The sequence below is a fragment of the Rhodococcus sp. NPDC060086 genome, from assembly GCF_042730275.1.
Taxonomy (GTDB): Bacteria; Actinomycetota; Actinomycetes; order Mycobacteriales; family Mycobacteriaceae; genus Rhodococcus.
In genome coordinates, this window is sequence record NZ_JBHWWZ010000047.1 from 13,668 (window position 1) to 37,405 (window position 23,738).

The 23,738-nt window shown below is 65.7% G+C and carries 26 protein-coding genes; 15 read left to right on the forward strand and 11 right to left on the reverse strand.

What is annotated here, in order from left to right; translation table 11 throughout:
• Positions 1-26: 26 nt before the first annotated feature.
• The 5 genes from ACFWB0_RS20645 to ACFWB0_RS20665 are packed head-to-tail and all read right to left on the reverse strand — an operon-like array spanning position 27 to position 5,458.
• Positions 27-1,109, reverse strand: coding sequence for an ABC transporter ATP-binding protein (locus ACFWB0_RS20645; RefSeq protein WP_378492295.1), 1,083 nt, complete (start codon positions 1,107-1,109; stop codon positions 27-29).
• Positions 1,110-1,153: 44 nt separating this feature from the next.
• The gene (locus ACFWB0_RS20650; protein ID WP_378492296.1) at positions 1,154-2,044 is read right to left on the reverse strand and encodes a carbohydrate ABC transporter permease; all 891 of its coding nucleotides are present in this window, start codon (positions 2,042-2,044) and stop codon (positions 1,154-1,156) included.
• Positions 2,041-2,991 carry a carbohydrate ABC transporter permease gene (locus ACFWB0_RS20655; protein ID WP_378492318.1) on the reverse strand — a complete coding sequence of 317 codons (951 nt, stop codon included), beginning with the start codon at positions 2,989-2,991 and terminating at the stop codon, positions 2,041-2,043. Before ACFWB0_RS20655 ends, ACFWB0_RS20650 begins: the two co-directional genes overlap by 4 nt.
• Positions 2,992-3,002: 11 nt before the next feature.
• Positions 3,003-4,382 carry an ABC transporter substrate-binding protein gene (locus ACFWB0_RS20660; protein ID WP_378492297.1) on the reverse strand — a complete coding sequence of 460 codons (1,380 nt, stop codon included), beginning with the start codon at positions 4,380-4,382 and terminating at the stop codon, positions 3,003-3,005.
• 5 nt (positions 4,383-4,387) lie between these two features.
• Complete coding sequence (locus ACFWB0_RS20665) at positions 4,388-5,458, reverse strand: sugar-binding transcriptional regulator (RefSeq protein ID WP_378492319.1); 1,071 nt, start codon at positions 5,456-5,458, stop codon at positions 4,388-4,390.
• Positions 5,459-5,566: 108 nt separating this feature from the next.
• Here ACFWB0_RS20665 and ACFWB0_RS20670 point away from each other — a divergent pair, with 108 nt between their 5' ends.
• The 7 genes from ACFWB0_RS20670 to ACFWB0_RS20700 all read left to right on the forward strand — a co-directional run bounded on the left by ACFWB0_RS20670 (position 5,567) and on the right by ACFWB0_RS20700 (position 13,019).
• A complete protein-coding gene (locus ACFWB0_RS20670; protein WP_378492320.1) occupies positions 5,567-6,598 on the forward strand; it encodes an NAD(P)-dependent alcohol dehydrogenase in 1,032 nt (343 codons plus the stop codon).
• Positions 6,585-8,057 (forward strand): mannitol dehydrogenase family protein, encoded by a 1,473-nt coding sequence (locus ACFWB0_RS20675; RefSeq protein WP_378492298.1) that lies wholly within the window; start codon positions 6,585-6,587, stop codon positions 8,055-8,057. The genes ACFWB0_RS20670 and ACFWB0_RS20675 overlap by 14 nt, the downstream gene beginning before the upstream one ends.
• A complete protein-coding gene (locus ACFWB0_RS20680) occupies positions 8,054-8,980 on the forward strand; it encodes a carbohydrate kinase (protein ID WP_378492299.1) in 927 nt (308 codons plus the stop codon). Before ACFWB0_RS20675 ends, ACFWB0_RS20680 begins: the two co-directional genes overlap by 4 nt.
• Positions 8,977-10,395 (forward strand): xylulokinase, encoded by a 1,419-nt coding sequence (locus tag ACFWB0_RS20685; RefSeq protein WP_378492300.1) that lies wholly within the window; start codon positions 8,977-8,979, stop codon positions 10,393-10,395. Before ACFWB0_RS20680 ends, ACFWB0_RS20685 begins: the two co-directional genes overlap by 4 nt.
• A gap of 110 nt (positions 10,396-10,505) precedes the next feature.
• A complete protein-coding gene (locus ACFWB0_RS20690; protein WP_378492301.1) occupies positions 10,506-11,108 on the forward strand; it encodes a hypothetical protein in 603 nt (200 codons plus the stop codon).
• A 72-nt stretch (positions 11,109-11,180) separates the two neighbouring features.
• The gene (locus ACFWB0_RS20695) at positions 11,181-11,654 is read left to right on the forward strand and encodes a VOC family protein (RefSeq protein WP_378492302.1); all 474 of its coding nucleotides are present in this window, start codon (positions 11,181-11,183) and stop codon (positions 11,652-11,654) included.
• A gap of 39 nt (positions 11,655-11,693) precedes the next feature.
• On the forward strand, positions 11,694-13,019 hold the full coding sequence (locus ACFWB0_RS20700; protein WP_378492303.1) for an MFS transporter: 1,326 nt from the start codon (positions 11,694-11,696) through the stop codon (positions 13,017-13,019).
• Here ACFWB0_RS20700 and ACFWB0_RS20705 read toward each other — a convergent pair.
• Together ACFWB0_RS20705 and ACFWB0_RS20710 are read right to left on the reverse strand one after the other, a co-directional pair.
• A complete protein-coding gene (locus ACFWB0_RS20705) occupies positions 13,016-13,738 on the reverse strand; it encodes a type 1 glutamine amidotransferase domain-containing protein (protein WP_378492304.1) in 723 nt (240 codons plus the stop codon). The genes ACFWB0_RS20700 and ACFWB0_RS20705 overlap by 4 nt on opposite strands.
• A 137-nt stretch (positions 13,739-13,875) precedes the next feature.
• Positions 13,876-14,835, reverse strand: coding sequence for a ferritin-like domain-containing protein (locus tag ACFWB0_RS20710; RefSeq protein WP_378492305.1), 960 nt, complete (start codon positions 14,833-14,835; stop codon positions 13,876-13,878).
• A gap of 222 nt (positions 14,836-15,057) precedes the next feature.
• Here ACFWB0_RS20710 and ACFWB0_RS20715 point away from each other — a divergent pair, with 222 nt between their 5' ends.
• The gene (locus tag ACFWB0_RS20715) at positions 15,058-15,663 is read left to right on the forward strand and encodes a ClpP family protease (protein WP_378492306.1); all 606 of its coding nucleotides are present in this window, start codon (positions 15,058-15,060) and stop codon (positions 15,661-15,663) included.
• On the forward strand, positions 15,660-16,256 hold the full coding sequence (locus ACFWB0_RS20720; protein ID WP_378492307.1) for an ATP-dependent Clp protease proteolytic subunit: 597 nt from the start codon (positions 15,660-15,662) through the stop codon (positions 16,254-16,256). The genes ACFWB0_RS20715 and ACFWB0_RS20720 overlap by 4 nt, the downstream gene beginning before the upstream one ends.
• A 3-nt stretch (positions 16,257-16,259) precedes the next feature.
• Here ACFWB0_RS20720 and ACFWB0_RS20725 read toward each other — a convergent pair whose 3' ends face one another.
• A complete protein-coding gene (locus ACFWB0_RS20725) occupies positions 16,260-16,598 on the reverse strand; it encodes a helix-turn-helix domain-containing protein (protein ID WP_378492308.1) in 339 nt (112 codons plus the stop codon).
• 278 nt (positions 16,599-16,876) lie between these two features.
• On the opposite strand from ACFWB0_RS20725, the gene ACFWB0_RS20730 reads away from it, so the two are divergent.
• On the forward strand, positions 16,877-17,269 hold the full coding sequence (locus ACFWB0_RS20730) for a hypothetical protein (RefSeq protein WP_378492309.1): 393 nt from the start codon (positions 16,877-16,879) through the stop codon (positions 17,267-17,269).
• A 104-nt stretch (positions 17,270-17,373) separates the two neighbouring features.
• On the opposite strand, the gene ACFWB0_RS20735 is transcribed toward ACFWB0_RS20730, so the two are convergent.
• Entirely contained in the window at positions 17,374-18,264 is an 891-nt protein-coding gene (locus tag ACFWB0_RS20735; protein ID WP_378492310.1) for a sigma-70 family RNA polymerase sigma factor, read from the reverse strand.
• A gap of 75 nt (positions 18,265-18,339) precedes the next feature.
• Here ACFWB0_RS20735 and ACFWB0_RS20740 point away from each other — a divergent pair, with 75 nt between their 5' ends.
• Positions 18,340-18,801, forward strand: coding sequence for a carboxymuconolactone decarboxylase family protein (locus tag ACFWB0_RS20740; RefSeq protein WP_378492311.1), 462 nt, complete (start codon positions 18,340-18,342; stop codon positions 18,799-18,801).
• A 68-nt stretch (positions 18,802-18,869) separates the two neighbouring features.
• Here ACFWB0_RS20740 and ACFWB0_RS20745 read toward each other — a convergent pair whose 3' ends face one another.
• The gene (locus ACFWB0_RS20745) at positions 18,870-20,567 is read right to left on the reverse strand and encodes a fumarate hydratase (RefSeq protein WP_378492312.1); all 1,698 of its coding nucleotides are present in this window, start codon (positions 20,565-20,567) and stop codon (positions 18,870-18,872) included.
• Positions 20,568-20,786: 219 nt separating this feature from the next.
• On the opposite strand from ACFWB0_RS20745, the gene ACFWB0_RS20750 reads away from it, so the two are divergent.
• The 3 genes from ACFWB0_RS20750 to ACFWB0_RS20760 all read left to right on the forward strand — a co-directional run bounded on the left by ACFWB0_RS20750 (position 20,787) and on the right by ACFWB0_RS20760 (position 23,032).
• The gene (locus tag ACFWB0_RS20750; protein WP_378492313.1) at positions 20,787-21,536 is read left to right on the forward strand and encodes a CPBP family intramembrane glutamic endopeptidase; all 750 of its coding nucleotides are present in this window, start codon (positions 20,787-20,789) and stop codon (positions 21,534-21,536) included.
• 120 nt (positions 21,537-21,656) lie between these two features.
• Positions 21,657-22,067, forward strand: coding sequence for a YciI family protein (locus ACFWB0_RS20755; protein WP_378492314.1), 411 nt, complete (start codon positions 21,657-21,659; stop codon positions 22,065-22,067).
• Between the two features lie 2 nt (positions 22,068-22,069).
• The gene (locus tag ACFWB0_RS20760; protein ID WP_378492315.1) at positions 22,070-23,032 is read left to right on the forward strand and encodes an RNA polymerase sigma factor; all 963 of its coding nucleotides are present in this window, start codon (positions 22,070-22,072) and stop codon (positions 23,030-23,032) included.
• A gap of 35 nt (positions 23,033-23,067) precedes the next feature.
• Here the strand turns inward: ACFWB0_RS20760 and tnpA are convergent, their stop codons facing one another.
• The gene (tnpA, locus tag ACFWB0_RS20765; protein WP_378492316.1) at positions 23,068-23,484 is read right to left on the reverse strand and encodes an IS200/IS605 family transposase; all 417 of its coding nucleotides are present in this window, start codon (positions 23,482-23,484) and stop codon (positions 23,068-23,070) included.
• A gap of 24 nt (positions 23,485-23,508) precedes the next feature.
• Between tnpA and ACFWB0_RS20770 the strand changes: the two genes are divergently transcribed.
• A partial coding sequence (locus ACFWB0_RS20770; protein ID WP_378492317.1) for a helix-turn-helix domain-containing protein occupies positions 23,509-23,738 on the forward strand: 230 nt, incomplete at its 3' end.

Consider the following 23,738-nt stretch of genomic DNA (forward strand, 5'->3'; position numbering starts at 1 on the left):
CTACGCGGTGGGCTCGCCGGATCCGGTCAATCGCCCACCCGCTCCCCGGTCTCGGGGTGGAACAGGTGCACGGTGCCCTCGCGTTTGCGCAGGTGGATCGTGTCGGCCAATCGGGCCGGAGTGCGGGTCAGAGACCGCGCGACGATCTGGTGTCCGCTACCGGGCACCCGCGTGTGCACATACGATTCGCTGCCGAGCTCCTCCACGAGTTCGACGACGGCTTCCACGCCCTCACCCTCGGTGAGTTCGAACTGCTCGGGACGGATTCCGGCCGTCACCGACGTGATGCCCGCCGAGTGCAGACTGCTGATGCGCTCCCGCTCGACCGCGATCACGGTGTCGCCGATGAGGACTCCGTCATCGGTGACGGTCGCGGGCAGCAGGTTCATCGCGGGGGAGCCGATGAAACCGGCCACGAACGCATTTGCGGGTCGGTCGTACAGTTCTGTCGGCGACGAGAACTGCTGCAGTTGCCCCCGCTTCAGGACGGCGACGCGGTCGCCCATGGTCATTGCCTCGACCTGGTCGTGGGTGACGTACACGGTTGTGGTGCCGAGACGGCGCTGGAGTGCGGCGATCTGTGTGCGGGTCTGCACACGCAACTTCGCATCGAGGTTCGAGAGCGGTTCGTCCATGCAGAACACCTGCGGTTCACGGACGATCGCACGTCCCATCGCGACACGCTGGCGCTGACCGCCGGACAACTTGGCGGGCTTGCGGTCGAGGTATTCGGTGAGGTCGAGAACCTTGGCGGCCTCCTCGACCTTCCGTCGACGCTCCTCGGCGCCGATCCCGCGCATCTTGAGTGCGAAGCCCATGTTCTCGGCGACGGTCTTGTTCGGGTACAGCGCATAATTTTGGAACACCATAGCGATGTCGCGGTCTTTCGACGGCACGCCCGTCATGTCGACGCCGCCGATGGAGATCGAGCCCTCGTCGATGTCCTCGAGCCCCGCGAGCATGCGCAGCGCCGTGCTCTTGCCCGACCCGGAGGGGCCGACGAGGACGACGAATTCACCGTCCTCGATGTCGAGGCTGAGCGAGTCGACGGCAAGCGAATCGGAGCTCTCGTAGATGCACGAGGCGTTCCGGTAGGTGATCTCGGCCATGATGGAAACCCTTCGTATCAGCGGTAGTTCGAGGGAATATCGGATTACTTGATGGCGCCGAACGACAGACCGCGCACCAGCTTGTTCTGTGCGACCCACCCGGCGAGGACGACGGGCAGCGCCGCCATGGTCGCAGCGGCCGACAACTGTGCCCAGTACAGGCCCTCGCCGGTGATGAAGCCGACCATGAACACCGGAATCGTCTGCGCTTGTACAGCAGTGAGGTTGACGGCGAAGAAGAACTCGTTCCACGAGAAGATCACGCAGATGAGTGCGGTCGCGGCGATGCCGGGGGAGACCAGCGGGAGGATGACCTCGCGTACGGAGGTCCACAGACTCGCGCCGTCCATGCTGGCGGCTTCGAGGAGTTCACTCGGAACCTCGAGGAAGAACGATCGCATCATCCACACGGCGATGGGCAGGTTCATCGCGGTATACAGGATGATCAGCGCCCAGATGTTGTCGAGCATGCCGATATTGGCCACGATCACGTACAGGGGAATGATTGCAGCGACGATCGGCAGCATCTTCGTACTGATGAAGAAGAACAGTGCGTCCTGGGTCTTGCGTACCGGTCGCAGCGACAACGCGAAAGCCGCGGGAACACCGAGCAACAGCACGAAGACGGTCGAGACGATGGTCGCGAACGCCGAATTGAGCAGTGCCGTGCTCGCACCGGTCTCGAAGACCGACCGGAACTGGTCGAGGGTGGGTGTGAAGAAGAACTTCGGTGGATCGGAGTATGCGTCCGACTCCTGCTTGAAGGCGGTGAGCACCATCCAGAACACCGGGAAGAAGAACCCGATGCCAGCGATCCAGGCGATGACGCCCCACGGGTTCATCTTGCGGTGCTTACGTTTGCGGACCGTCCGTGTGGCCTCCCCGGTCGGCAGCGTGGTGTCCGATGTCTGCGGACCCGCAGCTGTGGTGCTCATGCCGCTTCCTCCTTACCGGTGAACGACTTGAAGATCAGGCGTAGCGCGAAGGTCGCGATGACGATCGTGGCGATCACGACGACCACACCCATCGCCGCGGCTTGGCCGATGTCGAAGCCGAGGAATGCGCGCTGGTAGATGTAGAACGGCAGGTTCGCGCTCGCTGTCCCGGGCCCACCCTGCGTCATCATGTAGATCGCGTCGAAGGTGTTGATGAGGTAGATGGCGCCGAGCACCGTGCCGAGTTCGATGAACCTGCGCAGGTGCGGCAGTGTCAGCTCACGGAACAGTGAGAATCCGCTCGCGCCGTCGACTCGTCCTGCCTCGAGGATGTCGCGGGGCATCGACTGAAGCCCGGCGAGGATCAGCAGCATCATGAACGGTGTCCACTGCCAGATCAGTGCGACCATCACGGTGGGCAGCGGGTACCGGCTGATCCAGTCGACATCACCGACGCCGAACGGCGACAGCACCCAGTTCACGATGCCGAAGATGGGGTCGAACATCGAGGTCTTCCACACCAACGCTGCGGCGACGGGGGTGACCAGGAACGGTGTGATCAGCAGGGTGCGGACGATGCCGCGACCGAGGAATGCCCGGTCGAGCAACAGCGCGAGGAGCAGGCCGAGTATCACGGAGATCAGTACGGTTCCGACGATGAGGATCACCGTATTGAGCGCGACCTGCCAGAACTGACTGTCCTGGAAGACGTCCACGTAGTTCTGGAGACCGACGAATCGGCGGGAGCCCGGGTTGACGAGGTTCCAGGACTGGGTGGAATAGAAGAGGGTGAACAGGAACGGTATCTGCGTCACCACGATCATGAAGATCAGGGCGGGCAGTAGTGGACCGCGCAGCCGCCAGCCTTCGGCGCGAGAGACCTTCTCGTTCTTCGCTGCCTTGACGCGGCGGATGCGTTCGGTCATATCCGGGGTCTGTCGAGGCATCTCGAGGGCAGTCACTGCGATTCCTCCCGGTACGTTGCGCCGACGGCTTCGGCGTACTTCTGGGCTTGATCGAGCGCTTCGGCGACCGTCTGACGGCCGGCGATGGCGGCGCTGATCTGCTGGCTCACCCGGGTGCCGAGGTCCTGGAATTCGGGTATCGCCAAGAACTGGATGCCGGTGTAGGGGACCGGATCGACCGTGGGGTTCGATTGGTCGGCTCCCTCGATGGATTCGAGGGTGATGGGTCCGTACGCCCGGGCTGCCTCCTCGTACTCGGGGATCTCGTAGGTCGAGAGCCTGCTACCGGGGGGAACTCGCTCCCACCCGAGTTCTTCACCGACGAGGCGCATGTAGTTCTGGTCGGTCATCCACGAGATGAATTTCCAGGCGTCCTCGGTATTCTCGCTGCTCGTCGGGATCCCGAGTGCCCAGGTGTAGAGCCATCCGGAGGGGTCCTTCTCCATGACGGGTGCGGGTGCGTATCCGATCTTGCCGACGACGTTGCTCGACGAGGGATCTTCGAGGGTCGAGACCGCGGAGGTCGAGTCGTACCACATCGCTACGCGGCCCTGCGCGAGTTGCGTGGCGCATTCGGTGAACCCGCTGGTGGAGGCTCCGGGTTGACCGTGGGAGCGCACGAGGTCGACGTAGAACTCGACGGCGCGTTGCACCTCGGGTGAATCGAGTTGGGCGTTCCAGTCCTCGTCGAACCAGCGCCCGCCGAACGTGTTGATCACGGTGTCGAGCGGCGCCAGTAGCTCACCCCAACCCGGCTTGCCGCGCAGGCAGATCCCGTTGATATCGGGGCCGTCGAGTTGCGCGGCAGCGTCGGCGACCTCGGTCCACGTCGGCGGATCGGACAGGGTGATGCCCGCTTCCTCGAACAGGTCCCTGCGGTACATCAAGAACGACGATTCACCGTAGAACGGAACCGAGTACATGTCGCCTTCGTACGAAAGGGACTCGCGCAGCGACGGAATGAAGTCGTTCTGGTCGTATCCTTCGGTGGCCTCGATGAAGGGGCCGAGGTTGGTCAGCCACCCGTACTCCGCCCATTGCGGTGTTTCGTAGTTGCTGATCATCACCACGTCGAATTCCCCGCCGCCCATTGCTGTGGATGCGGTGATCTTCGCGCGGGCCTCGTTCTCCGAGAGGGTGACGAAGCGCAGATCGATGTCGGGATTCTCGGCCTCGAATTGTGACGAGAGTGCGCGAGCGTCCGTCATCTGGGAATTCGACACCATCGCGATGGTGACGGTCCGGTCGGATGCGCCGATCGAACCGGCACCGGCGCAGCCTGTGAGCGCCAGGCACAGAGCTCCGGCTCCGGCCACCAGCTTTCTGGTGAAACCAAGTGCGCGGGTATTACTTCCGGGCGGTTGCACGGCCATCTACCTCATTTCGGTGGGGTCCTGTCCGAGTCGTGCGGTTGGGTGGGTGACTGATCGAGAAGCCATTGTGCGCAGTCGATGTCGCACACGAGCATGCGGGCATACCCTCCGCGGAGAGCTCCGTGAACGGCCCTGTGTTTCGATGCGCCACCGGCGACGAGAATTGTTGCGGGGCACGCGGCGATATCGGACAGCGGCGTCGACATCGTGCGGGTTTCGAGCTCGAGGTGGGCGGGTGTTCCGTCCTCTCGGAAGAAGCGGCCCCCGATCTCGCCGACCGCCCCCAGTTCGTCGAGGGTGCCGAGCATCGCGGTGTCGAGGAAGCTGCCCTCGAACAGCGTGGTGGACGAGGACACTGCGCCGACACCGAACATCATCACGTCGGCTCCGGCGCCGAGTTCGAGCGTGCGGGAGATCACCGAGTCGGTGCGCATGGATGCGACGGTCGTGGCGTCGGCGTACAGGGGAGTGGGAAGCCGGACCGGTTGTGCCCGAAGCTGTTCGGCGCAGCGTCCGAGGACGTATTCGGTACCGGTCTGGTAGGTGCTGGTGGTGACGGAGCCGTCGAGTTGCACGATCGTCGCGCAGGTGGCGATGCCGGTGGGGATCGCTTGGGCTACAGCGATGGTTTCGGGGCCCCACGTGAATCCGAGGGTGTCGGACGGCTCGAGGCGGCGGGTGAGGAGCGACGCAGCGGCGCGGCCGAGTGCAGTGAAGCTCGCCGAGTTGTCCACCGGCCCGCGGTCGTCGACGCGGGCTCCGACGACGACTGCTTCGGTGAGCCCGAATCGGTCCTCGAGTGCGCGTTCGATGTCGGCGTGCAGGTCGTCTCGCAGGTGCGGAGGTGGCATGACCTCGATGCGGACGAGGCCGTGGGATCGGGCGCGCGCCACGAGACGCCCCGCTGTCGCGCGGGAGACGCCGAGTCTGTCGGCGACCTGGGCCTGGGTGAGTCCGTCGAGGTAGTAGAGGGTGGCCGCGCGCAGTGCCAAGCGAAGGTCCTCGGGTGTGGCGGTGGTGTCACCGTCCTGTGCCTGCGGTACCGCGCTGGGGTTCGTCACGGAGGGCTCCTCTATGCCCGGAGGGAGATCTGCGGTGAGCAAATGTTCCGGGGTGTGTTCATGTGCTCAGTAGGTTAGCATCGGGGTGTGATCTACACAACAGAATTGCCCGTTCCGGTGAAGATGCGCGCGGCAGTCCTCGTGGAACCGGGACGGATCGTCGTGGAGGAGCGACCTGTACCCGAGCCCGGACCGGGTGACGTACTGGTTCGCGTCGCGTCGGTCGGGGTCTGTGGATCCGACGCGCACTACTACCGCGAAGGCCGCATCGGCGAATTCGTGGTCGAGGCACCGCTCGTCCTCGGACATGAGGCGTCCGGAACAGTCGTCGCCGTGGGCGACGGGGTGTCTGCCGAACGCCTCGGGCAGCGGGTGTCGATCGAACCGCAACGCCCCGATCCGGGCAGCATCGAGACCAGACGCGGCGACTACAACCTGTGCCCCCACATGCAGTTCTATGCCACGCCCCCGGTCGACGGTGCGCTGTGCGACTACGTGACCATCGGCGCACACTTCGCTCATCCGGTCCCGGATGGAGTGTCCGACGATGCCGCGGCCCTGTGCGAGCCACTTTCGGTGGGCATCGCCGCGGTCCGCAAGGCGCGCGTGACGGCGGGGTCCAGCGTGCTGGTCACAGGAGCCGGCCCGGTCGGCATCGTCACGATTCAGGTCGCGCGGGCATTCGGTGCGGTCGACATCGTCGTCACCGATCTCGACGAACGCCGGCGCGAGATCGCCCGCTCGTTCGGTGCCACCGCGACCCTCGATCCACGATCGGACGACATGTCCGCCGTGCAGGTCGACAGTTACATCGATGCGTCCGGAGCATCCGCCGCGGTGGATGCGGGTATCCGTGCCGTTCGTCCCGGTGGCACCGTCGTGCTGGTGGGGTCGGGTTCCGAGTCGATGCGACTACCCGTACAGGTGATCCAGAACCGAGAGCTGGTCCTCACCGGGGTCTTCCGCTATGCGAACACGTGGCCTACCGCTCTGAGTCTTCTGACATCCGGTCGAGTCGATCTCGATACGATGATCACAGCGCGCTTCCCGCTCGAGAAAGTCGTCGATGCCCTCGAATCCGACCGCATCCCCGGCTCGATGAAAGCCGTTGTGCAGGTAGCCCCCACCGTGGAGGAGCATCATGGAGCCCAGTGAGAAGACCCTCTCCGATCTGGCGATACCCACACCTACCTACTCCCGGGAGGATGTGACCGTCGGTATCGTGCATTTCGGTGTCGGCGGATTCCACCGTGCGCACCAGGCGATGTACATCGACCGACTGCTCGAGCAGGGCCTCGCGAAGGACTGGGGAATCTGTGGGGTCGGCGTGATGCCGGGGGACAAGCGCATGCAGGAGTCGCTCGCAGCGCAGGACCACCTCTACACCCTCGTCCTCACCCATCCCGACGGCACGTGGGAGCCACGCGTCATCGGGTCGATCGTCGACTACCGCTACGCACCCGACGAACCCGAGTCCGTCCTCGAGCTCCTCGCTGCACCCACCACGAAGATCATCTCGTTCACCGTCACCGAAGGCGGATACAACATCCGCCACGACTCCGGAGAATTCGACACGGACAACCCGGCGGTGCAGCATGACCTGACCTCCGGCGGCCCGCCGGCCACGGTGTTCGGACTGGTCGTCGAGGCTCTTGCTCGTCGACGCGCACGAGGTATCCCGTCCCCGACGCTCATGTCCTGCGACAACATCGAGGGTAACGGCGTCGTCGCTCGCAGGGTGTTCACCTCCTACGCGCGTCTGGTGGATCCCGATCTCGCCGAGTGGATCACCGAGAACACCCGGTTCCCGAACTCGATGGTCGATCGCATCACTCCCGTGACCACGCAGGCCGTTATCGACGAGCTGTCATCGCGGTTCGATGTTCAGGATCGCTGGCCCGTGGTCGCCGAACCGTTCACCACGTGGGTACTCGAAGACGACTTCGCCGCCGGGCGGCCACCACTCGAGGAAGCCGGTGTGCACGTCGTCGACGAGGTGGCTCCGTACGAGCTGATGAAGCTGCGCCTGCTCAACGCAAGCCACCAGGGACTCTGCTATTTCGGGTACCTGATGGGCTACCGGTACGTGCACGATGCGGCGCAGGATCCGTTGATCGCGCGCTTCCTCCTGAATTACATGGATCTGGAAGCGATCCCCACGCTGAGTCCGGTACCGGGGATCGACCTGGCGGAGTACACCCGCACCCTGATAGAACGGTTCGCCAATCCCGAGATCCGTGACACCATCGCGAGGCTGTGCGCAGAATCGTCCGATCGCATCCCGAAATGGCTGCTCCCGGTGATCCGGGAGAACCTCGCACACGGCGGCCATGTCGTCCGCTCGGCTGCGATCGTGGCCTCGTGGGCCCGTTACGCAGAGGGCGTCGACGAACACGGCGTTCCGATCGAAGTGGTGGATCGTCTCGCCGAGGAACTGGTGCCGCTCGCGCGGAAGCAACTCACCCATCCGGCAGCATTCATCGAGAACACCTCGGTGTTCGGGGATCTCGCCCGCAACACTCGGTTCGTCGACGCCTACACCTGGGCGCTCAACTCCCTGCACAACGAGGGTGCGAAAGGCACTCTCGAAGCCCTTCCGGTGGAGCCCGAATGAACGGCCGGGCATTGGTCGTCGGCGAAGCGCTCGTCGACATCGTTCGACGCGGCGACGACGACCCCGTCGAACACGTCGGCGGGAGTCCTTTGAACGTCGCTGTCGGGTTGGGGCGTCTCGACCGGGAGGTCCGGCTCGCCACGAGCCTGGGCGACGACGAGCGTGGTGGACGCATCGTGCGGCATCTCGATGCGTCCGGTGTCGCGCTCACGCCAGGCAGCGTGTCGGCGACGAGAACCGCGACCGCATCGGCCACGATCGGCGACGACAACGCGGCCACCTACGAGTTCGACATCGTCTGGCAGCCCCGGCTTCCGGAGCCGTCCGCCGATACGGTGCTCGTCCACACCGGATCGATCGCGACCGTACTCGAACCGGGATGCGACGCGGTCGCCGATCTCGTCGAGCAGCAGGCCGAGACCTCGACGGTGAGTTTCGATCCCAACATCCGGCCCGCTCTGATCGACGACGAAGTGCGGGGCCGCGAGCGAATCGCGCGTCTGGTGGCACTCTCGGATGTCGTCAAGGTCAGCGACGAGGACCTCGCCTGGGTCGAACCGGGGCGCGACCCGCTCGACGTCGCACGCGACTGGTTGTCGCGGGGGCCGGCGATCGTCGCTGTCACCCGCGGCGCGGCCGGTGCTGTCGCGGTGTGTCGCGCGGGGGTCGTCGACGTGCCCGCAAGAAAGGTCGAGGTGGTCGACACCGTCGGTGCCGGTGATGCTTTCACCGTCGGATTCCTCGACGCATTGTGGACGCTCCGCTTGCTCGGAGCGGATCGTCGCGATGCGCTGCGCGAGATAGGTGTCGACGACCTCGAATCCGTATTGAGCACAGCTGCTGTGACGTCGGCACTCACCGTTGCTCGCGCCGGAGCCGACCTGCCGACTCGTGCGCAGCGCGACGAGGCGGTGAGCTCATGACGTTTGTCGCCGGTGTGGATTCGTCCACCCAGTCCTGCAAGGTGATGGTGTGCGACGCAGACACCGGTGCCGTGGTCCGGGAAGGCCGGGCGTCGCATCCCGGCGGAACCGAGGTCGATCCCCGTGCCTGGTCGACTGCGCTCGACGAGGCGATCACCGCGGCAGGGGGTCTCGACGACGTGGCCGCAGTGTCGGTCGGCGCGCAGCAACACGGCATGGTGTGCCTCGACGACACGGGGGCTCCCGTTCGGGATGCCTTGCTGTGGAACGACACCCGCTCGGCGTCGACGGCGGCCGATCTGGTCCGCGAACTCGGCGGACCGGACGCCTGGGCCGACGCCGTCGGCGTGGTGCCGCTCGCAGCGATCACCGTATCGAAAACCCGCTGGCTCGCCGACAACGAACCGGGCAACGCCGCGCGCACCGCTGCGATATGTCTGCCGCACGACTGGTTGACCTGGCGCCTATCGGGAAGCTCTGATCTCGGGATGTTGGCCACAGACCGCAGTGATGCGAGCGGCACCGGCTACTTCGACGCCACCGCCGGTGAGTATCGCCGCGACCTGCTCGAACTCGCACTTCGACGTCCGAGTCCTTTGCTGCCCGCCGTCGCGGGGCCCGCCGAATCCGTCGGGGAGACGCCGTGGGGTGCACTGCTCGGACCGGGTGCCGGCGACAATGCCTCCGCGGCACTGGCATTGGATGCGCGAGAGGGCGACGTCATCGTGTCTGTCGGAACGTCCGGTGTCGTGTGCGCAGTGTCGACGACAGCGCCGCGCGACCCCGACGGATACGTCGCCGGGTTTGCCGACGCGACCGGGCTGCACCTGCCGCTGGTGTGCACGCTCAATGGTGCGCGGGTACTCGACGCAGCTGCCGCCATGCTCGAGGTCGACCACGCAGGGCTGGGCGGTCTCGCGCTGTCGGCCCCCGCAGGCAGCGACGGCCTCGTGCTCGTGCCGTATCTCGAGGGGGAGCGCACCCCGAACCGACCTGATGCAACCGGCGCGATTCACGGTCTGCGACTGTCGAATTCGACGCCGGCGCACCTGGCCCGCGCTGCCGTCGAAGGGTTGCTGTGTTCGCTGGCCGACGGCATCGACCACATCATCGGTCAGGGCACACCCGTGCGACGGGTGCTGATGGTCGGGGGCGGGGCGCGGTCGCAGGCAGTGTGCGAGCTTGCGCCGGCGATCTTCGGTGTACCTGTCGACGTCCCCGAACCGGGCGAATACGTTGCCCGCGGCGCGGCGCGGCAGGCCGCGTGGGTGCTCCGCGGTGGCGACGAACCGCCGAAATGGGGAGAAGGCGAGATCCGACGCTACGAGGCCGACCCGACCCCGCATGTCCGGCAGCGGTACGCCGAAGTGCGGGACCTGACGGACGGTGCCCCACCCCGGAATGGCCGCCGGTGAGGAAGTAAGCAGGGCAAATGTAAACCTGGCAGGGCTGTTTGCTGACCACTGGGGCTGCGAGGTTTACATTTGCCCTGCTAGCTTCTGAATCAGTGGCAGACTGAGCAAACATGGGTGCACGAGGCCGACTTCGACGGGCGTGGGGCGAGTTTGTCGGACCCGAAGCGGGGCCGGTTCAGAACACGGTCACCGCGGGTCTCTCGGTGCTCGGCGGGGTCGCGGCACCAAGACTTTCACATCGGTCGCGCGACCTGTCCACCGCCGAATCCCTGACGCTTCGCGCCGTTGCGGTCGACCTGTGGGGCGGAGCATGGGTGAACAACACTCGTGCGTGCGCCCGCTGGTACGAGCGTCCCTCCGCGTCCGACGCCGATCACCTGAAATTTGCTGTACTACACGTACATCCGCTGCTGTTCGCGTGGTGGGATCGGGACGAGCCGCACCGCATGCCGGTGTGGCTGCGGGCGGGCGCGCACTACTGCTACATGATGGCGGCGACCGTCGCGATTCGTGCCACCCCGCGGTATCGACGCCCTCTCGGTTTCGCGCTGACTGTGGGCGGTATCGCCCTGGACCGAGTGCTCGGGCCTTCACGAATCGCGCCCTGGTTCGGGCCGGTGTATTACACCAAACTGCTGCTCGGTCACGCCGGGGCAAGCCTGTGGTCCGACCGAGGCCTCTATGAGCCGCCCGTGCGATTCGCCGTCGAGTGAGCGATGAGATTTCGCGTCGGCGGTGGTCTGCCTTTTGTGTCCGCCGACGAGATCCGACGAAGGAGCCTCACGATGCCCGCTCTCACCCCGTGCCTGTGGTTCGACATGAACGCCCAGGAAGCAGCCGAGTTCTACACCACTGTGTTTCCCAACTCGAAAGTGTTGAGTACCTCCTACTATCCGGAGGGCACACCCCTGCCCGCCGGCACCGTCCTGACCGTCGAATTCGAACTCGACGGCTCCCGCTTCACCGGGTTGAACGGCGGGCCGCAGTTCCAGTTCACCGAGGCGGTGTCGTTCCAGATCGATTGCGGCGGCCAGGACGAGGTCGATCACTACTGGAATTCACTCATCGCCGATGGCGGAGAGGAATCGCAGTGTGGTTGGTGCAAGGATCGGTTCGGTGTGTCGTGGCAGGTGGTGCCACGACGGCTCTTCGAACTGCTTGCGGACCCTGACCGGAATGTGGCGCAGCGGGTCAGCGATGTGCTGATGAAGATGCAGAAGATCGAGATCGCCCTGCTCGAGGAGGCCGCGCGAGGCTGACCTCGCAGCTCCGGAGGCGGCGGGTGTAACTTCCGATCTATGCCCACTCGCACCCAGCGGCTCGACGAACTGCCGTTCACCGCCAAGCACCGACGCCTGCTGGGCGGCTCGGGCGTCGGCTGGGCGCTCGACGCGATGGACGTGGGTCTCATCTCGTTCGTGATGGCAGCACTGGCGGTGCAGTGGGATCTGTCGTCCACTCAGCTGTCGTGGATCGCCTCCATCGGGTTCCTCGGTATGGCGATCGGGGCCTCGGTCGGTGGCCTGCTCGCCGACCGCATCGGCCGTCGGCAGGTGTTCGCCGCGACCCTTCTCGTTTACGGATTGGCGACGGGTGCGGCAGCGTTGTCGACGTCGGTCGCGATGCTCATCGCGTTGCGTTTCGTCGTGGGCCTCGGGCTCGGTGCAGAACTCCCGGTCGCGTCGACGCTGGTCAGCGAGTTCGCTCCCCGCAAGATCCGTGGCCGCGTGGTGGTGGCGCTCGAAGCGTTCTGGGCTGTCGGATGGTTACTCGCAGCCTTGATCGGCTACTTCGTCGTGCCACTGAACGACGACGGGTGGCGGTGGGCGCTCGCCGTCGGCCTGGTTCCGGCCGCCTATGCACTGGTCGTTCGTCTCGGGCTCCCGGAATCAGTTCGGTTTCTCGAAAGCAAGGGTCGCTATGCGGAAGCCGAGTCGATCGTCCGTGACTACGAACGCTCCGCGGGGGTCGCGGCCCCGGTAGAGGAGGTTCGCGACGAACCGGCCGAGGCGACGCCGGCAACGCCCACCCACGTCCCGCGACGATCGATCTGGGACGAGGGACTGCGTGCTCGCACCGCCGCGCTGTGGATCGTCTGGTTCGGTATCAACTTCTCGTACTACGGCGCGTTCATCTGGCTGCCCAGCCTGCTGGTTGCGCAGGGCTTCGACCTGGTGACGTCGTTCGGCTACACGCTGATCATCACCGTCGCGCAGCTCCCGGGCTACGCCGTCGCTGCATGGTTGATCGAGGTGTGGGGCAGACGCATCACCCTGGCGGTGTTCCTCGCGGGATCGGCCGTGTCGGCAGCTCTGTTCGGTCTCGCCGACACCCCTACAACGATCATTGCGGCAGGGATGGCGTTGTCGTTCTTCAACCTCGGCGCGTGGGGTGCGTTGTACGCGATCGGACCGGAGCTGTACCCGACGTCGGTGCGCGGATCCGGAACCGGCTCCGCCGCCGCGTTCGGTCGGCTCGCGTCGATCATCGCGCCGCTGCTCGTGCCCCTGCTGATCGACGGCGGCAACGCTCTGGTCTTCGGCACCTTCGCGGCGGCATTCGTCGTTGCCGCTGTCGCAGCATTCACGCTGCCGGAACGTGCTCGGGTAGCGCTCGAGGACTAGGGGGAGCGGTTGCCGTCTCGGGAGGCGATATCGGCGACGACACGATCGGCCAGCGGACGCGAGGACGCCGGGTTCTGACCCGTGTACAGGCATCGATCGACCACCACATGCGGTTCCCACACGTCACCGGACGAGAAGAGTGCCCCCGCTTCCTGAAGACGGTCCTGCAGCAACCAGGGGGCCTTGTCGGCCAGTCCCGCCTGCACCTCCTCGAGGTTCGTGAAGGCCGTCAGCTTGTATCCCTCGAACAGCCAGCGCCCTCCGGACGCGAACGAGGAGAGTAGCGCTGCAGGTGCGTGGCAGACCATTGCGACGATCTTGTCGAACTCCACGAACTGTCGCACGAGTTCGCCGAATCGTTCGTCGACGGCAAGATCCTCCATCGGTGCGTGACCGCCGGGGACGAAAAGCAGGTCGAAGTCTCCGGCGTGGAGGTCTTCCAGTGCCGCAGCGTCCGCGAGTACGGGGCGGAGTTCGTCGAGGGATGTCTTCAGCGCGGTGGCGCGGTCGTCGCCTCCGGCGGCCTCGGGCTCGAGGCTGGCCCGGTCCACGACCGGGGTACGCCCGCCCGGAGTCGCCACGGTGATGGTGTAGCCGGCCTCGACGAAGGCGGTGTACGGCTCCACGAGCTCTTCCGCCCAGAAGCCGGTGGGGTGACGGGTGCCGTCCTGGAGTGTCCAGTGATCGGCTGCACTGACGGCGAACAGGACATCGGTCATGGGGGTGTTCCCTTCTTCGGGTCGTACGGATGACGTACCCACTGCGGGCCTCGGGGACACGGAAGATCCGACGACGATCGCCGGGTTTGCGCAACCCGGCGATCGTGGCGGAACTACCGCATTGGGGAGTCGGTGGGTCAGATGCCGACCACGTCCTGCGCAACAGTGGCGAGACGAGCCTGAGCAGCCGAGATCACGCCGTGTCGCGCCTTGTGGGCTTCCTCGTAGGCCACGACGGCGCGGATGGCTGCGGGCTCGGTCAGTTCCTTGACTGCCTCCACGGCCTTCGGGACGGTGAGGTCGTCGTAGTCGGGGATCGGCAGCTCCTCCGGGGAGAGAGTTCCCGTTGCGCTGCGTGCGTTGTGCAGAGCGTCTGCGGCGCCATCCGCGCCTTCGCGGCGGCTCACCCGCTCGGCGGCTTCGAGAGCGGCGTCGCGCGACGCACCGACGGTCTTGGCGGCGACGTCACCGGCGTGAGCGCCGCGGGAGAGCAGCGACTCGATGCGGGGTCGCGTCGAACGCGCGACATCGATCGCACGGTCGAGTCCGCGGGCCGACCAGATGACCGGCGTATTGACGATTCGCACTGCGGTCCCGGCTGCGGCCTGCAGCGGAGTGCGGCGCAGAGCGGCAGGACCTCCGAGCGCCTCCTCCGCGAGGACCGTGGTCAGCCATTCCACAGTGGCCGTGTGCGCCGTGATCAGGCGGTCGGCCAGGGACACGATCGACGTGTGACCATCGGCGGTGCCGAGCGCCTTCACATAACGGGCGCGGTCGAGCAGTTGATGCTCGAGCGAGAGGTCCGACAACAGTGCTTCGTCGAAGGGTTGCGCCTGTTCGGCGACGGTCTTCACCATGGTGGCGGCTCGGCCGAGGAACGGCCCCACCATATCGGGGAGCCCGCCGAGGTCGCGGATGGCTTCCTCGATGGCGACCGCCCGGATCCGGCAGTTCTCGGCGTTCTCGGTCAGCTCCTTGCGTACCGCTTCGGTACGGGCCTGAGCGATGCGGGTCTCGGCTACCTGAGTTTCGGCATGGGTGAGTTCGTGGAGTGTGCGCAACTGGGTGAGTAGCGCGGCGGTGCGGTTCTCGGTCATCGTGCGTTCGCCTCCTTCGCACTGGAAGAGCCGGTGATCTACCGACGAAGTCACATCGATCGGAAACACGACGTGACAACTCTCGACTACCCGGAACCGCGCCTGCCAACGCGTGTGTGACGGATGGCACACGCTCGGGCGGCCTCGCTCGCGCATCCGGCCTCGTCTGCCCTGGGCGGACAAACAGGTCGATCCGCGTCGACGGTGGCGAGTGTGGTGCTCATGGCAACGAACGGAACACCCAGCTATCGCGACACCCTCGTCGACAGACTCTTCCGGCACCGCACTCTTCTTCTCACCGGCGAGGTGGACGACGAGATGGCCGAACGTGTCTGTTCGGAACTGGTGCTGCTCGCCTCCATAGACGACCGGCGCGACATCGTCCTCTACGTCAACTCACCTGGCGGTTCTGTGTTGGCGGGCCTGGCCGTCTACGACACGATGCAACTCGTTCCCAACGACGTGGTCACCGTGGCCATGGGATTCGCCGCCAGTATGGGGCAGGTGCTTCTCGCCTCGGGCACCAAGGGAAAGCGAGTGAGTCTCGCGCACAGCCGCATCATGATGCACCAGCCGTCGGCCGGCTTCGCGGGCACCGCCGTCGACATCGCAATCCAAGCGGAGCACCTCGAGTACATGAAGAGGCAATCACAGCAGATTCTTGCCGACGCGACCGGTCATTCCATGGAGGAGATCGAACGCGACAGCGACCGCGACCGCTGGTTCACCGCCGACGAGGCCCGCGACTACGGCATCGTCGACCGGGTAGTGGGCTCGTTCGCCGAACTCGCCCCCTTCGCTTCGGGCCGCGAGATCGGACTCAAATGAGCACCTACACAATCCCCAACGTCATCGAACGCACACCGACGGGAGAGAGGTCGTTCGACGTCTTCAGTCGTCTTCTCAACGAACGGATCATCTTCCTCGGCACCGAGATCGACGACGGCGTCGCCAATGTGGTCATGGCCCAGATGTTGCACCTCGAAGCGGAATCACCCGATCGTGAGATCGGTCTGTACATCAATTCACCGGGAGGGTCGACCACCGCGATGCTCGCGATCTACGACACCATGCAGTTCCTACGTCCGGGCGTGGCCACCTACTGCATGGGCCAGGCCGCGTCGGCTGCCGCGGTCCTGCTGGCGGCAGGCGTACCCGGCCGGCGACACGTGCTCGCGCATTCGAAGGTGTTGCTGCACCAGCCGTCTGCGCAGGGCCAGGGCACCATCTCCGATCTCGCATTGCAGGCCGCGGAGGTGATGCGGGTGCGGGCGCAGACCGAGGAGATCCTCGCCGCGCACACCGGCCGCGACGTCGAGCAACTTCGCCGCGACACCGACCGGGACCGCATCCTCACGCCCGAAGAGGCGGTCGGCTACGGGCTCGCCGACCACATAATCGTGAGCCGCGACGGCGTCTGACCGTCACGCCGCACGCAGCTCCACTGTGGTCTGCTGCGTGGTCCCGATCGCGCGGTGCGCTGACATCCGGCGGATCCCGCGCTCGAGGAGTTGTTCCATCGGCATGCCCAGTGCAGCGCAGACGGAACCGAGAATCTCCGACGACGGGTCCTTGCGTCCGCGTTCGACCTCGGACAGATACTGCTTCGACATGCCGACGGTGCGGGCGACGTCGTCGAGACTGCGGTCCTGGTCGCGCCGCTCGTCGCGGAGTACCTCGCCGTAGACCTGGCGGAGCAGCCGGGGCTCGCGTGCGGCGCGCACGGCTCCGAGATCGACGACGTTCCGCGGGTCCGGATCCATGCGGTCCATTGTTACGCCGCGGACGGCGAAGGGGGAGCGGTTCCGCTGTCGACGAACGCCGAGCTCCCGTTGCACCTTGTGAGCGAAAGGGCCGTTCGTCTCCTTGGATCGAGCGGAGGAGCCGTTCGCTCGGATCGAGGTGTCCGGACAACGCGACGTGACGCATGACTCGGGCCTGGTGATTGCGGAAAAGGCCTTTTTCTGGAATAGTTCCAGTTATTGGACTTTTCCAGAAATGCCCGGCCGCAATATGGCCGGATATGCCCGAGGAGATTCGCATGTTCACCGCCGACCGTTCCCGCACCGTGACGCTTCCGCCGCTGGTGCTCGGCGGACTGCGACCGCTCCATCGTCAGATGCTCCGCAGCAACGTCTCGTCCGCATCGTTCGAACACGACGCAGGCGGGGCCGTCTTCGAAATCTGTTTGACCGAGGGCGAACACGGCCCCGAGTTGCTGGTGCGTTCCCGCAGGCACGGAATCGGGTTCACACTGTCGATGACGACGCACTTCCGTGTCGCGCCCGTGCTGAGCGACGACACATACCGCAAGCTCTGCGAAATCCTTTCGCCGGGTGAAGAGCCCGCGCCCGGCGTCGTTGTCGAGTTCCTCCAGGATGTCGTCGCACAGTCGCCCGCTGTCCTGTCGCGCACGCACTCCTGCGCTGCCTGACGGGCACTCGTTCCCGCGATCTCCTCAGCTTCCCACACGGGTAATTGCTGTAGCGGGAAGCGAATTCACTCGCGGGAACGGATAGCCCGGTGATCCGGGGGTGATCAGGGCAGCACGACGTCGAGTGTTGCGATGGCCTCGGGGTCGCCCACGACCTCGAGCGCGACGATCCGCCCGTCGACCACGGTGAACCGGAAGACGGTGCGCGGTATCCCGCCCGGCGCCCACGCCGCACCCGGAACCCCGTCGACCGTGACGGGTACAGCGCCGCGTGCGCGACCGTGAAACGCATCCGCCACGGCAACCGCTCCATCCAGTTCCGCCACGATCTTCGGACCCCCGTGCACCGCGCCGGCCTTTGCCCCTTCCACAGCAAGGGTGTCGGCGCGGAGCACCACATCCGGATCCAGCACTTCGAGCAGGTCCTCGAACCGTCCCTCGCGGGCGGCCACGAGGAACGCGTCGACCACTCGGCGCGGGTGTCGAGCGTCCGGCCGGTGGGTGGATGCGCCACGCACCCGTCGACGGGCGCGGCTCGCGAGTTGCCGTGCCGCGGCAGGGGAGCGGCCCACGATCGGGGCGATCTCGTCGAACGGCATTCCGAACATGTCGTGCAGCACAAAAGTAAGGCGTTCGGCCGGCGCCAACGCCTCGAGGACGACCATCATGGCGATGCCGATCGAATCGGCAAGAACCACCTCGTCTTCCGGTGCAGTCGATCCGTTTTCCCGTGAAGCCGGTTCTGCGGGCTCGTCGAGCAAGACCTCGTGGCGCGCTTTGCGCGATCGCAGCATGTCGAGGCACACCCGGCTCGTGACGGTGGTGAGCCACCCTCCGAGGTTCTCGACCGCGTCGGTATCGGAGCGACTCAACTTCAGCCACGTCTCTTGCACCGCGTCGTCGGCTTCCGAGGTGGACCCGAGCATGCGGAAGCCCACCGCACGCAGATGCTCGCGGTAGGTCTCGAACTGCCCCGCCAGAACTTCGTCGCTCATCGTTGTCACATTCTCTCGTCCGGCTCCGTCATAGGAGTGACGAACACACCGAACCCGATGTGACAGGAGAGAGACATGAAGGCACGAATGAACCACCCCGCGTTCGTACTCCCCGGGACGCTCGACGCATTGCAAGCGCTGTCGAAGACGCTGGAGAACACTGGGCTCCCGACCGGCACGGTCCATCTTGTGCATCTGCGGGCGAGTCAGGTCAACGGCTGTAGCTTCTGTGTGGAGATGCACACGAAGGAGGCGGTGGAGGCCGGAGAATCCGTGGAGCGGCTGTTCGCGGTGTCAGCATGGCGCGAGTCGCAGCGCTTCACCGATGCGGAGCGGGCCGCGCTCGCGCTCACCGAAGCAATGACCCGGCTCGCAGATCGACCGGACGCCGTGCCCGACGAGGTGTGGGACGACGTCGCCGACCTCTACGACGAGAAGCAACTCTCCGCGCTGATCATGCAGATCGCAACGATCAATGTGTGGAATCGGATCAACGCGACGATCCGGCAGCCGGCGGGTGTGGCGCCCGCGGTATGACAGACCGGACGACGCGGTTCGGCAATGACTCTGCCGGACCGCGTCGCGGTGTCGAGTGCGCCTGACCTCTAGAGGCCGGGACGCTTACCGACCGTGAGCGTGACTTCGCCGGTGTGGGCGAAGAAGTCGTTGCCCTTGTCGTCGACGACGATGAACGCCGGGAAGTCCTCGACGTCGATCTTCCACACGGCTTCCATGCCGAGCTCTTCGTACTCGACGACCTCGACGTTCTTGATGCAGTCGAGCGCCAGGCGCGCCGCGGGGCCGCCGATCGAGCCGAGGTAGAAGCCGCCGTGCGTGTTGCACGCGTCGGTGACCTGCTTGGATCGGTTGCCCTTCGCGAGCATCACCATCGAACCGCCCGCCGCCTGGAACTGCTCGACGTACGAGTCCATGCGGCCGGCCGTGGTCGGGCCGAACGACCCGGATGCCAGACCCTCGGGGGTCTTGGCCGGACCGGCGTAGTACACCGGGTGATCCTTGAGGTACTGCGGCATCTCCTCGCCGGCGTCGAGGCGTTCCTTGATCTTGGCGTGCGCGATGTCGCGCGCCACGACCAGCGGGCCCGTGAGCGACAGACGCGTCTTCACCGGGTGCTTCGACAACTCCGCCAGGATCTCCGGCATCGGCCTGGTCAGATCGATCTTGACCGCCGCGCCCTTACCGGTGCCCGAGACACCGGAGGTCTCGGCGTCGAGCTGAGTGTCGGTGACCTCGGGCAGGAACTGCCCGGGGTTGAACTCGAGCTGTTCGAGGAACACGCCCTCGGGGGTGATCTTCGCCTTGGCCTGACGGTCGGCGGAGCAGGACACCGCGATCGCGACGGGCAGCGAAGCGCCGTGGCGGGGGAGTCGGACGACGCGGACGTCGTGGCAGAAGTACTTGCCGCCGAACTGCGCGCCGATGCCGATCTTCTGGGTGAGCTCGAAGACCTTCTTCTCGAGCTCGTGGTCGCGGAAGCCGCGGCCGGTGATCGCGCCCTCGGTGGGAAGCTCGTCGAGGTAGTGCGCGGACGCGTACTTGGCCGTCTTCATCGCGAACTCCGCGGACGTGCCGCCCACGACGATCGCCAGGTGGTACGGCGGGCAGGCCGCGGTGCCGAGCGAGCGGATCTTGGCCTCGAGGAACTGCATCATCGAGTCCGGGTTCAGGATCGCCTTGGTCTCCTGGTACAGGTACGACTTGTTGGCCGACCCGCCGCCCTTGGCCATGAACAGGAACTTGTAGGAGTTCTCGTGGCCTTTCGCGGTGTCGGCGTACAGCTCGATCTGCGCGGGGAGGTTGTTGCCCGTGTTCTTCTCGTCCCACATGGTGATCGGAGCGTTCTGCGAGTAGCGCAGGTTCAGTCGCGTGTACGCGTCGTATACGCCGCGCGCGATCGATTCCTCGTCGTCACCGGGCGTCAGGACGTGCTGTCCGCGCTTGCCCATGACGATGGCGGTGCCGGTGTCCTGGCACATCGGCAGCACACCGGCCGCCGCGATGTTCGCGTTCTTCAGGAGATCGAGGGCAACGAACTTGTCGTTGTTCGACGCCTCGGGATCGTCGAGGATGCTCGCGAGCTGCTTCAGGTGATCCGTGCGCAGGTAATGCGAGATGTCGTGAAGTGCGGTCTCGGTGAGCAGCCGCATCGCCTCGGGTTCGACCTTCAGGAAGGTGCGTCCGTCGGGTCCTTCGACGGTGGACACCCCCTCGCTGGTCAGCAGCCGATATTCGGTGGGGTCTTCCCCGATCGGCAGGAGGTCCTCGTAGAGGAAGTCGGCCATTGTTTCTCCTGAAAAGAGGCTGAGGTTCGCTGAACAGATTAGTCGCGTCGAAGCAAGGCCTTGACAACGGGGCGTGTGACGCACCCCTCGAACGCGCTGATCGTGATGTGTGTCACCGGAGTTGGGTGGGCTCGCCCGTACACTGGAGAAGATGCTTCACAGTCACCTGTACGACACCGCCCGTTCCGCTGGATCGCACCAGATCGAGGGGGCCCTCGCGTGACAGTCGAAGTCGAACGGATCGCCCCGCTCGTCCGGCGGATTCCCCAATTCCACGCGTGGGTCGACGTCTCCGTCGTCGTCGCAGTACTCGTCGCGACAAACCTCATCGCGCACTTCACCACGGTGTGGGCGTCGATCGCCACGGTACCCGTCGCCGCGGGCGTGCTCGTCGCCATCATGCGGCAACGGGGTATGCACTGGAACGAACTGGGACTGTCGCCTCGGCACTGGAAACGCGGCACCCTCTACTCGGTGGGCGCGGTCGGGTTGGTTCTCGCGGTGGTCGCGATCGGCATCGCACTGCCGTTCACCAGGCAATTCTTTCTGTCCGAGCGATACGCCACGATGTCCGGCGCGCTGGTGGCGTCGATGATCATCATCCCGTTGCAGACAGTCATCCCCGAGGAACTCGCGTTCCGCGGTGTCCTGCACGGCACCCTCGAACGTGTGTGGGGGGCCCGCGGTGTCTTCGCGGCCGGGTCGCTGTTGTTCGGCCTGTGGCACATCGCGTCATCGTTCGGGTTGACCGCGGGCAACGCGGGCCTGAGCGCCTTCCTCGGTGCCGGGATCTGGGCACAGGTCGTGGGCATTGCCGGGGCCGTGGTCGCGACCGCGGCGGCAGGGTTCGTGTTCACCTGGCTTCGCCGGCGCAGTGGAAGCATCCTCGCCCCGATCGCGCTGCACTGGTCGATCAACGGCGCAGGTGCGCTCGCCGCCGCGCTCGTGTGGCACGTCACCGTCGCCTGATCGGCCACGAAGTTCTTCCCATGCGCCGATAATTTTCTCCGAGGGATGTCCGGACCTGCTCACCGGCTCCGTCGTATCCGATGAAGCACCCATTCGGGGTGCCACGGAGGAGGAACGGCCATGAAATTCATGATCGAGAGCTACGCCACCCAGCACGACTACGACGGCATGGCAGGTCAGAACACCGACACCCCCGCGTGGTCGCAGGACGATTTCGCGGCGATGGTCGAGTTCATGACGAAACTCAACGCGGAACTCGAAGAAACCGGTGAACTCGTCGAGACACGGGGTCTGGCAGCACCCGTCCACACCCGACGCGTCGGACCGGGCACACTCGTGACCGACGGCCCCTACGCCGAGACCGAGGAAGTGCTCGCCGGTTACTGGATCGTCGAGTGCGACAGCTTCGACCGCGCCACCGAGATCGCGATCCGGCTCGGCGAATGCCCGGCCCCGGCACACGTCCTGGAAACCGCGTATGCCGACGTCCGTCCGATCGACGAAGGCCCGCCCCCGGGGCCCGAACTGTAGAGATGCGCGACACTGCGATCGAGGACCTGCTGCGGTCGTCGGCGCCGCAGGTTCTCGGTGCAGTCGTGCGGCGGTTCGGACACTTCGATCTTGCCGAGGACGCGGTGCAGGAGGCATTGCTGGCCGCCGCAACTCGGTGGCCGACCTCCGGAATCCCCGACGACCCGCGAGCGTGGCTCGTCACCGTCGCGTCGCGACGGCTGACCGATCTGTTGCGCAGTGAACAAGCGCGGCGACATCGTGAGGACGTTGTCGCCCAGTGGGTGCCGTTCGAAGACCGGCACGCACCTGCAGCCGATGTACACCCGCAGGTAGACGACACGCTCGTCCTGCTGTTTCTGTGCTGCCACTCGTCGCTCACCCCGGCCTCCCAGGTCGCGCTTGCACTGGGTGCTGTCGGGGGTTTGACGACCGGCGAGATCGCGCGGGCGTTCCTGGTCTCCGAAGACACCATGACCAGACGGATCACCCGAGCCAAGAAACGCATCGAGACCAGCGGCGAGCCGCTCCGCATGCCCGTATCCGAGGGGCACGCCGTCCGCCTGGCTGCCGTCCTTCACATGCTGTACCTGATCTTCACCGAGGGATACGCCGCGACTGCCGGTCCGCACCTCGTCCGCCTCGACCTGTCGTCGGAAGCCATCCGGCTCACTCGCAGCGTGCATCGCTCGCTGCCCTCCGACGCGGAAACTGCAGGTCTACTCGCACTGATGCTTCTGACCGACGCGAGGCGTGCTGCCCGGGTCGGTGCGGGCGGGACGCTGATCCCCATGTCCGAACAGGACCGTTCCCTGTGGAGACGCGACGCGATCGCTGAGGGAACTGCACTGGTGACGGACGCGCTCCGACATGGAGACGCGGGACCGTATCAAGTGCAGGCGGCGATCGCGGCGGTGCACGCTCGCGCTACGAGTGCAGAAGAAACCGAGTGGTCGCAGATCGTCCGGCTCTACCGATCCCGGTGAGAGTGCTCCATCGTTCCGGTGGAGGTGAATCACCGTCACTCAGGGCGCCGTTGAGACCTCACATACTCGGCAATCACCGACAACGGCGCGCCGCCCGCAGTCCCGCAGTAGTAGGAACGGGACCATACATGCCCACCCCACAGGTACCGGGAAAGGTGCTCCGCGTGATCGCGCCGCACGTGCCGCGATGACACACCCTTGAGCGAATTCACCAGCTTCGACAGCTGCACAGTCGCGGGGAAGCCGACGAGCAGGTGCACATGGTCATCCTCGCCGTTGAACTCCCGCAGCTCGCAGCCGAAGTCCGCGCAGACTCTCCGCATGATCTGCTCGCAGTCCACCAAGATCGGTCCGGTGAACGCACCCCGGCGGAATTTTGTGACAAACACCAAATGTACATGACAATCCCAGATAGCATGTCTACCAAGTCTGACAAACCCAATCTCATCCATGACACCAAAAGTTATCGTCGGGGTGTGCTCAAGCGATACCGCTACCGTGCCTATCCCACAGGGGAGCAGCACAGGGCACTGTCTCAACTGTTCGGGTGCTGCCGGGTGGTGTTCAACGACGCGCTTGCCGCCCGCGAGTCCGCCCGCAAAGCCGGAAATCCTGTGCCCGGCAAAAGCGAGTTGTCGGCGGCGCTGACTATCGCGAAAAGCACCCCGGAGAGAGCCTGGCTGGCTGAGGTGTCCTCGGTGCCGTT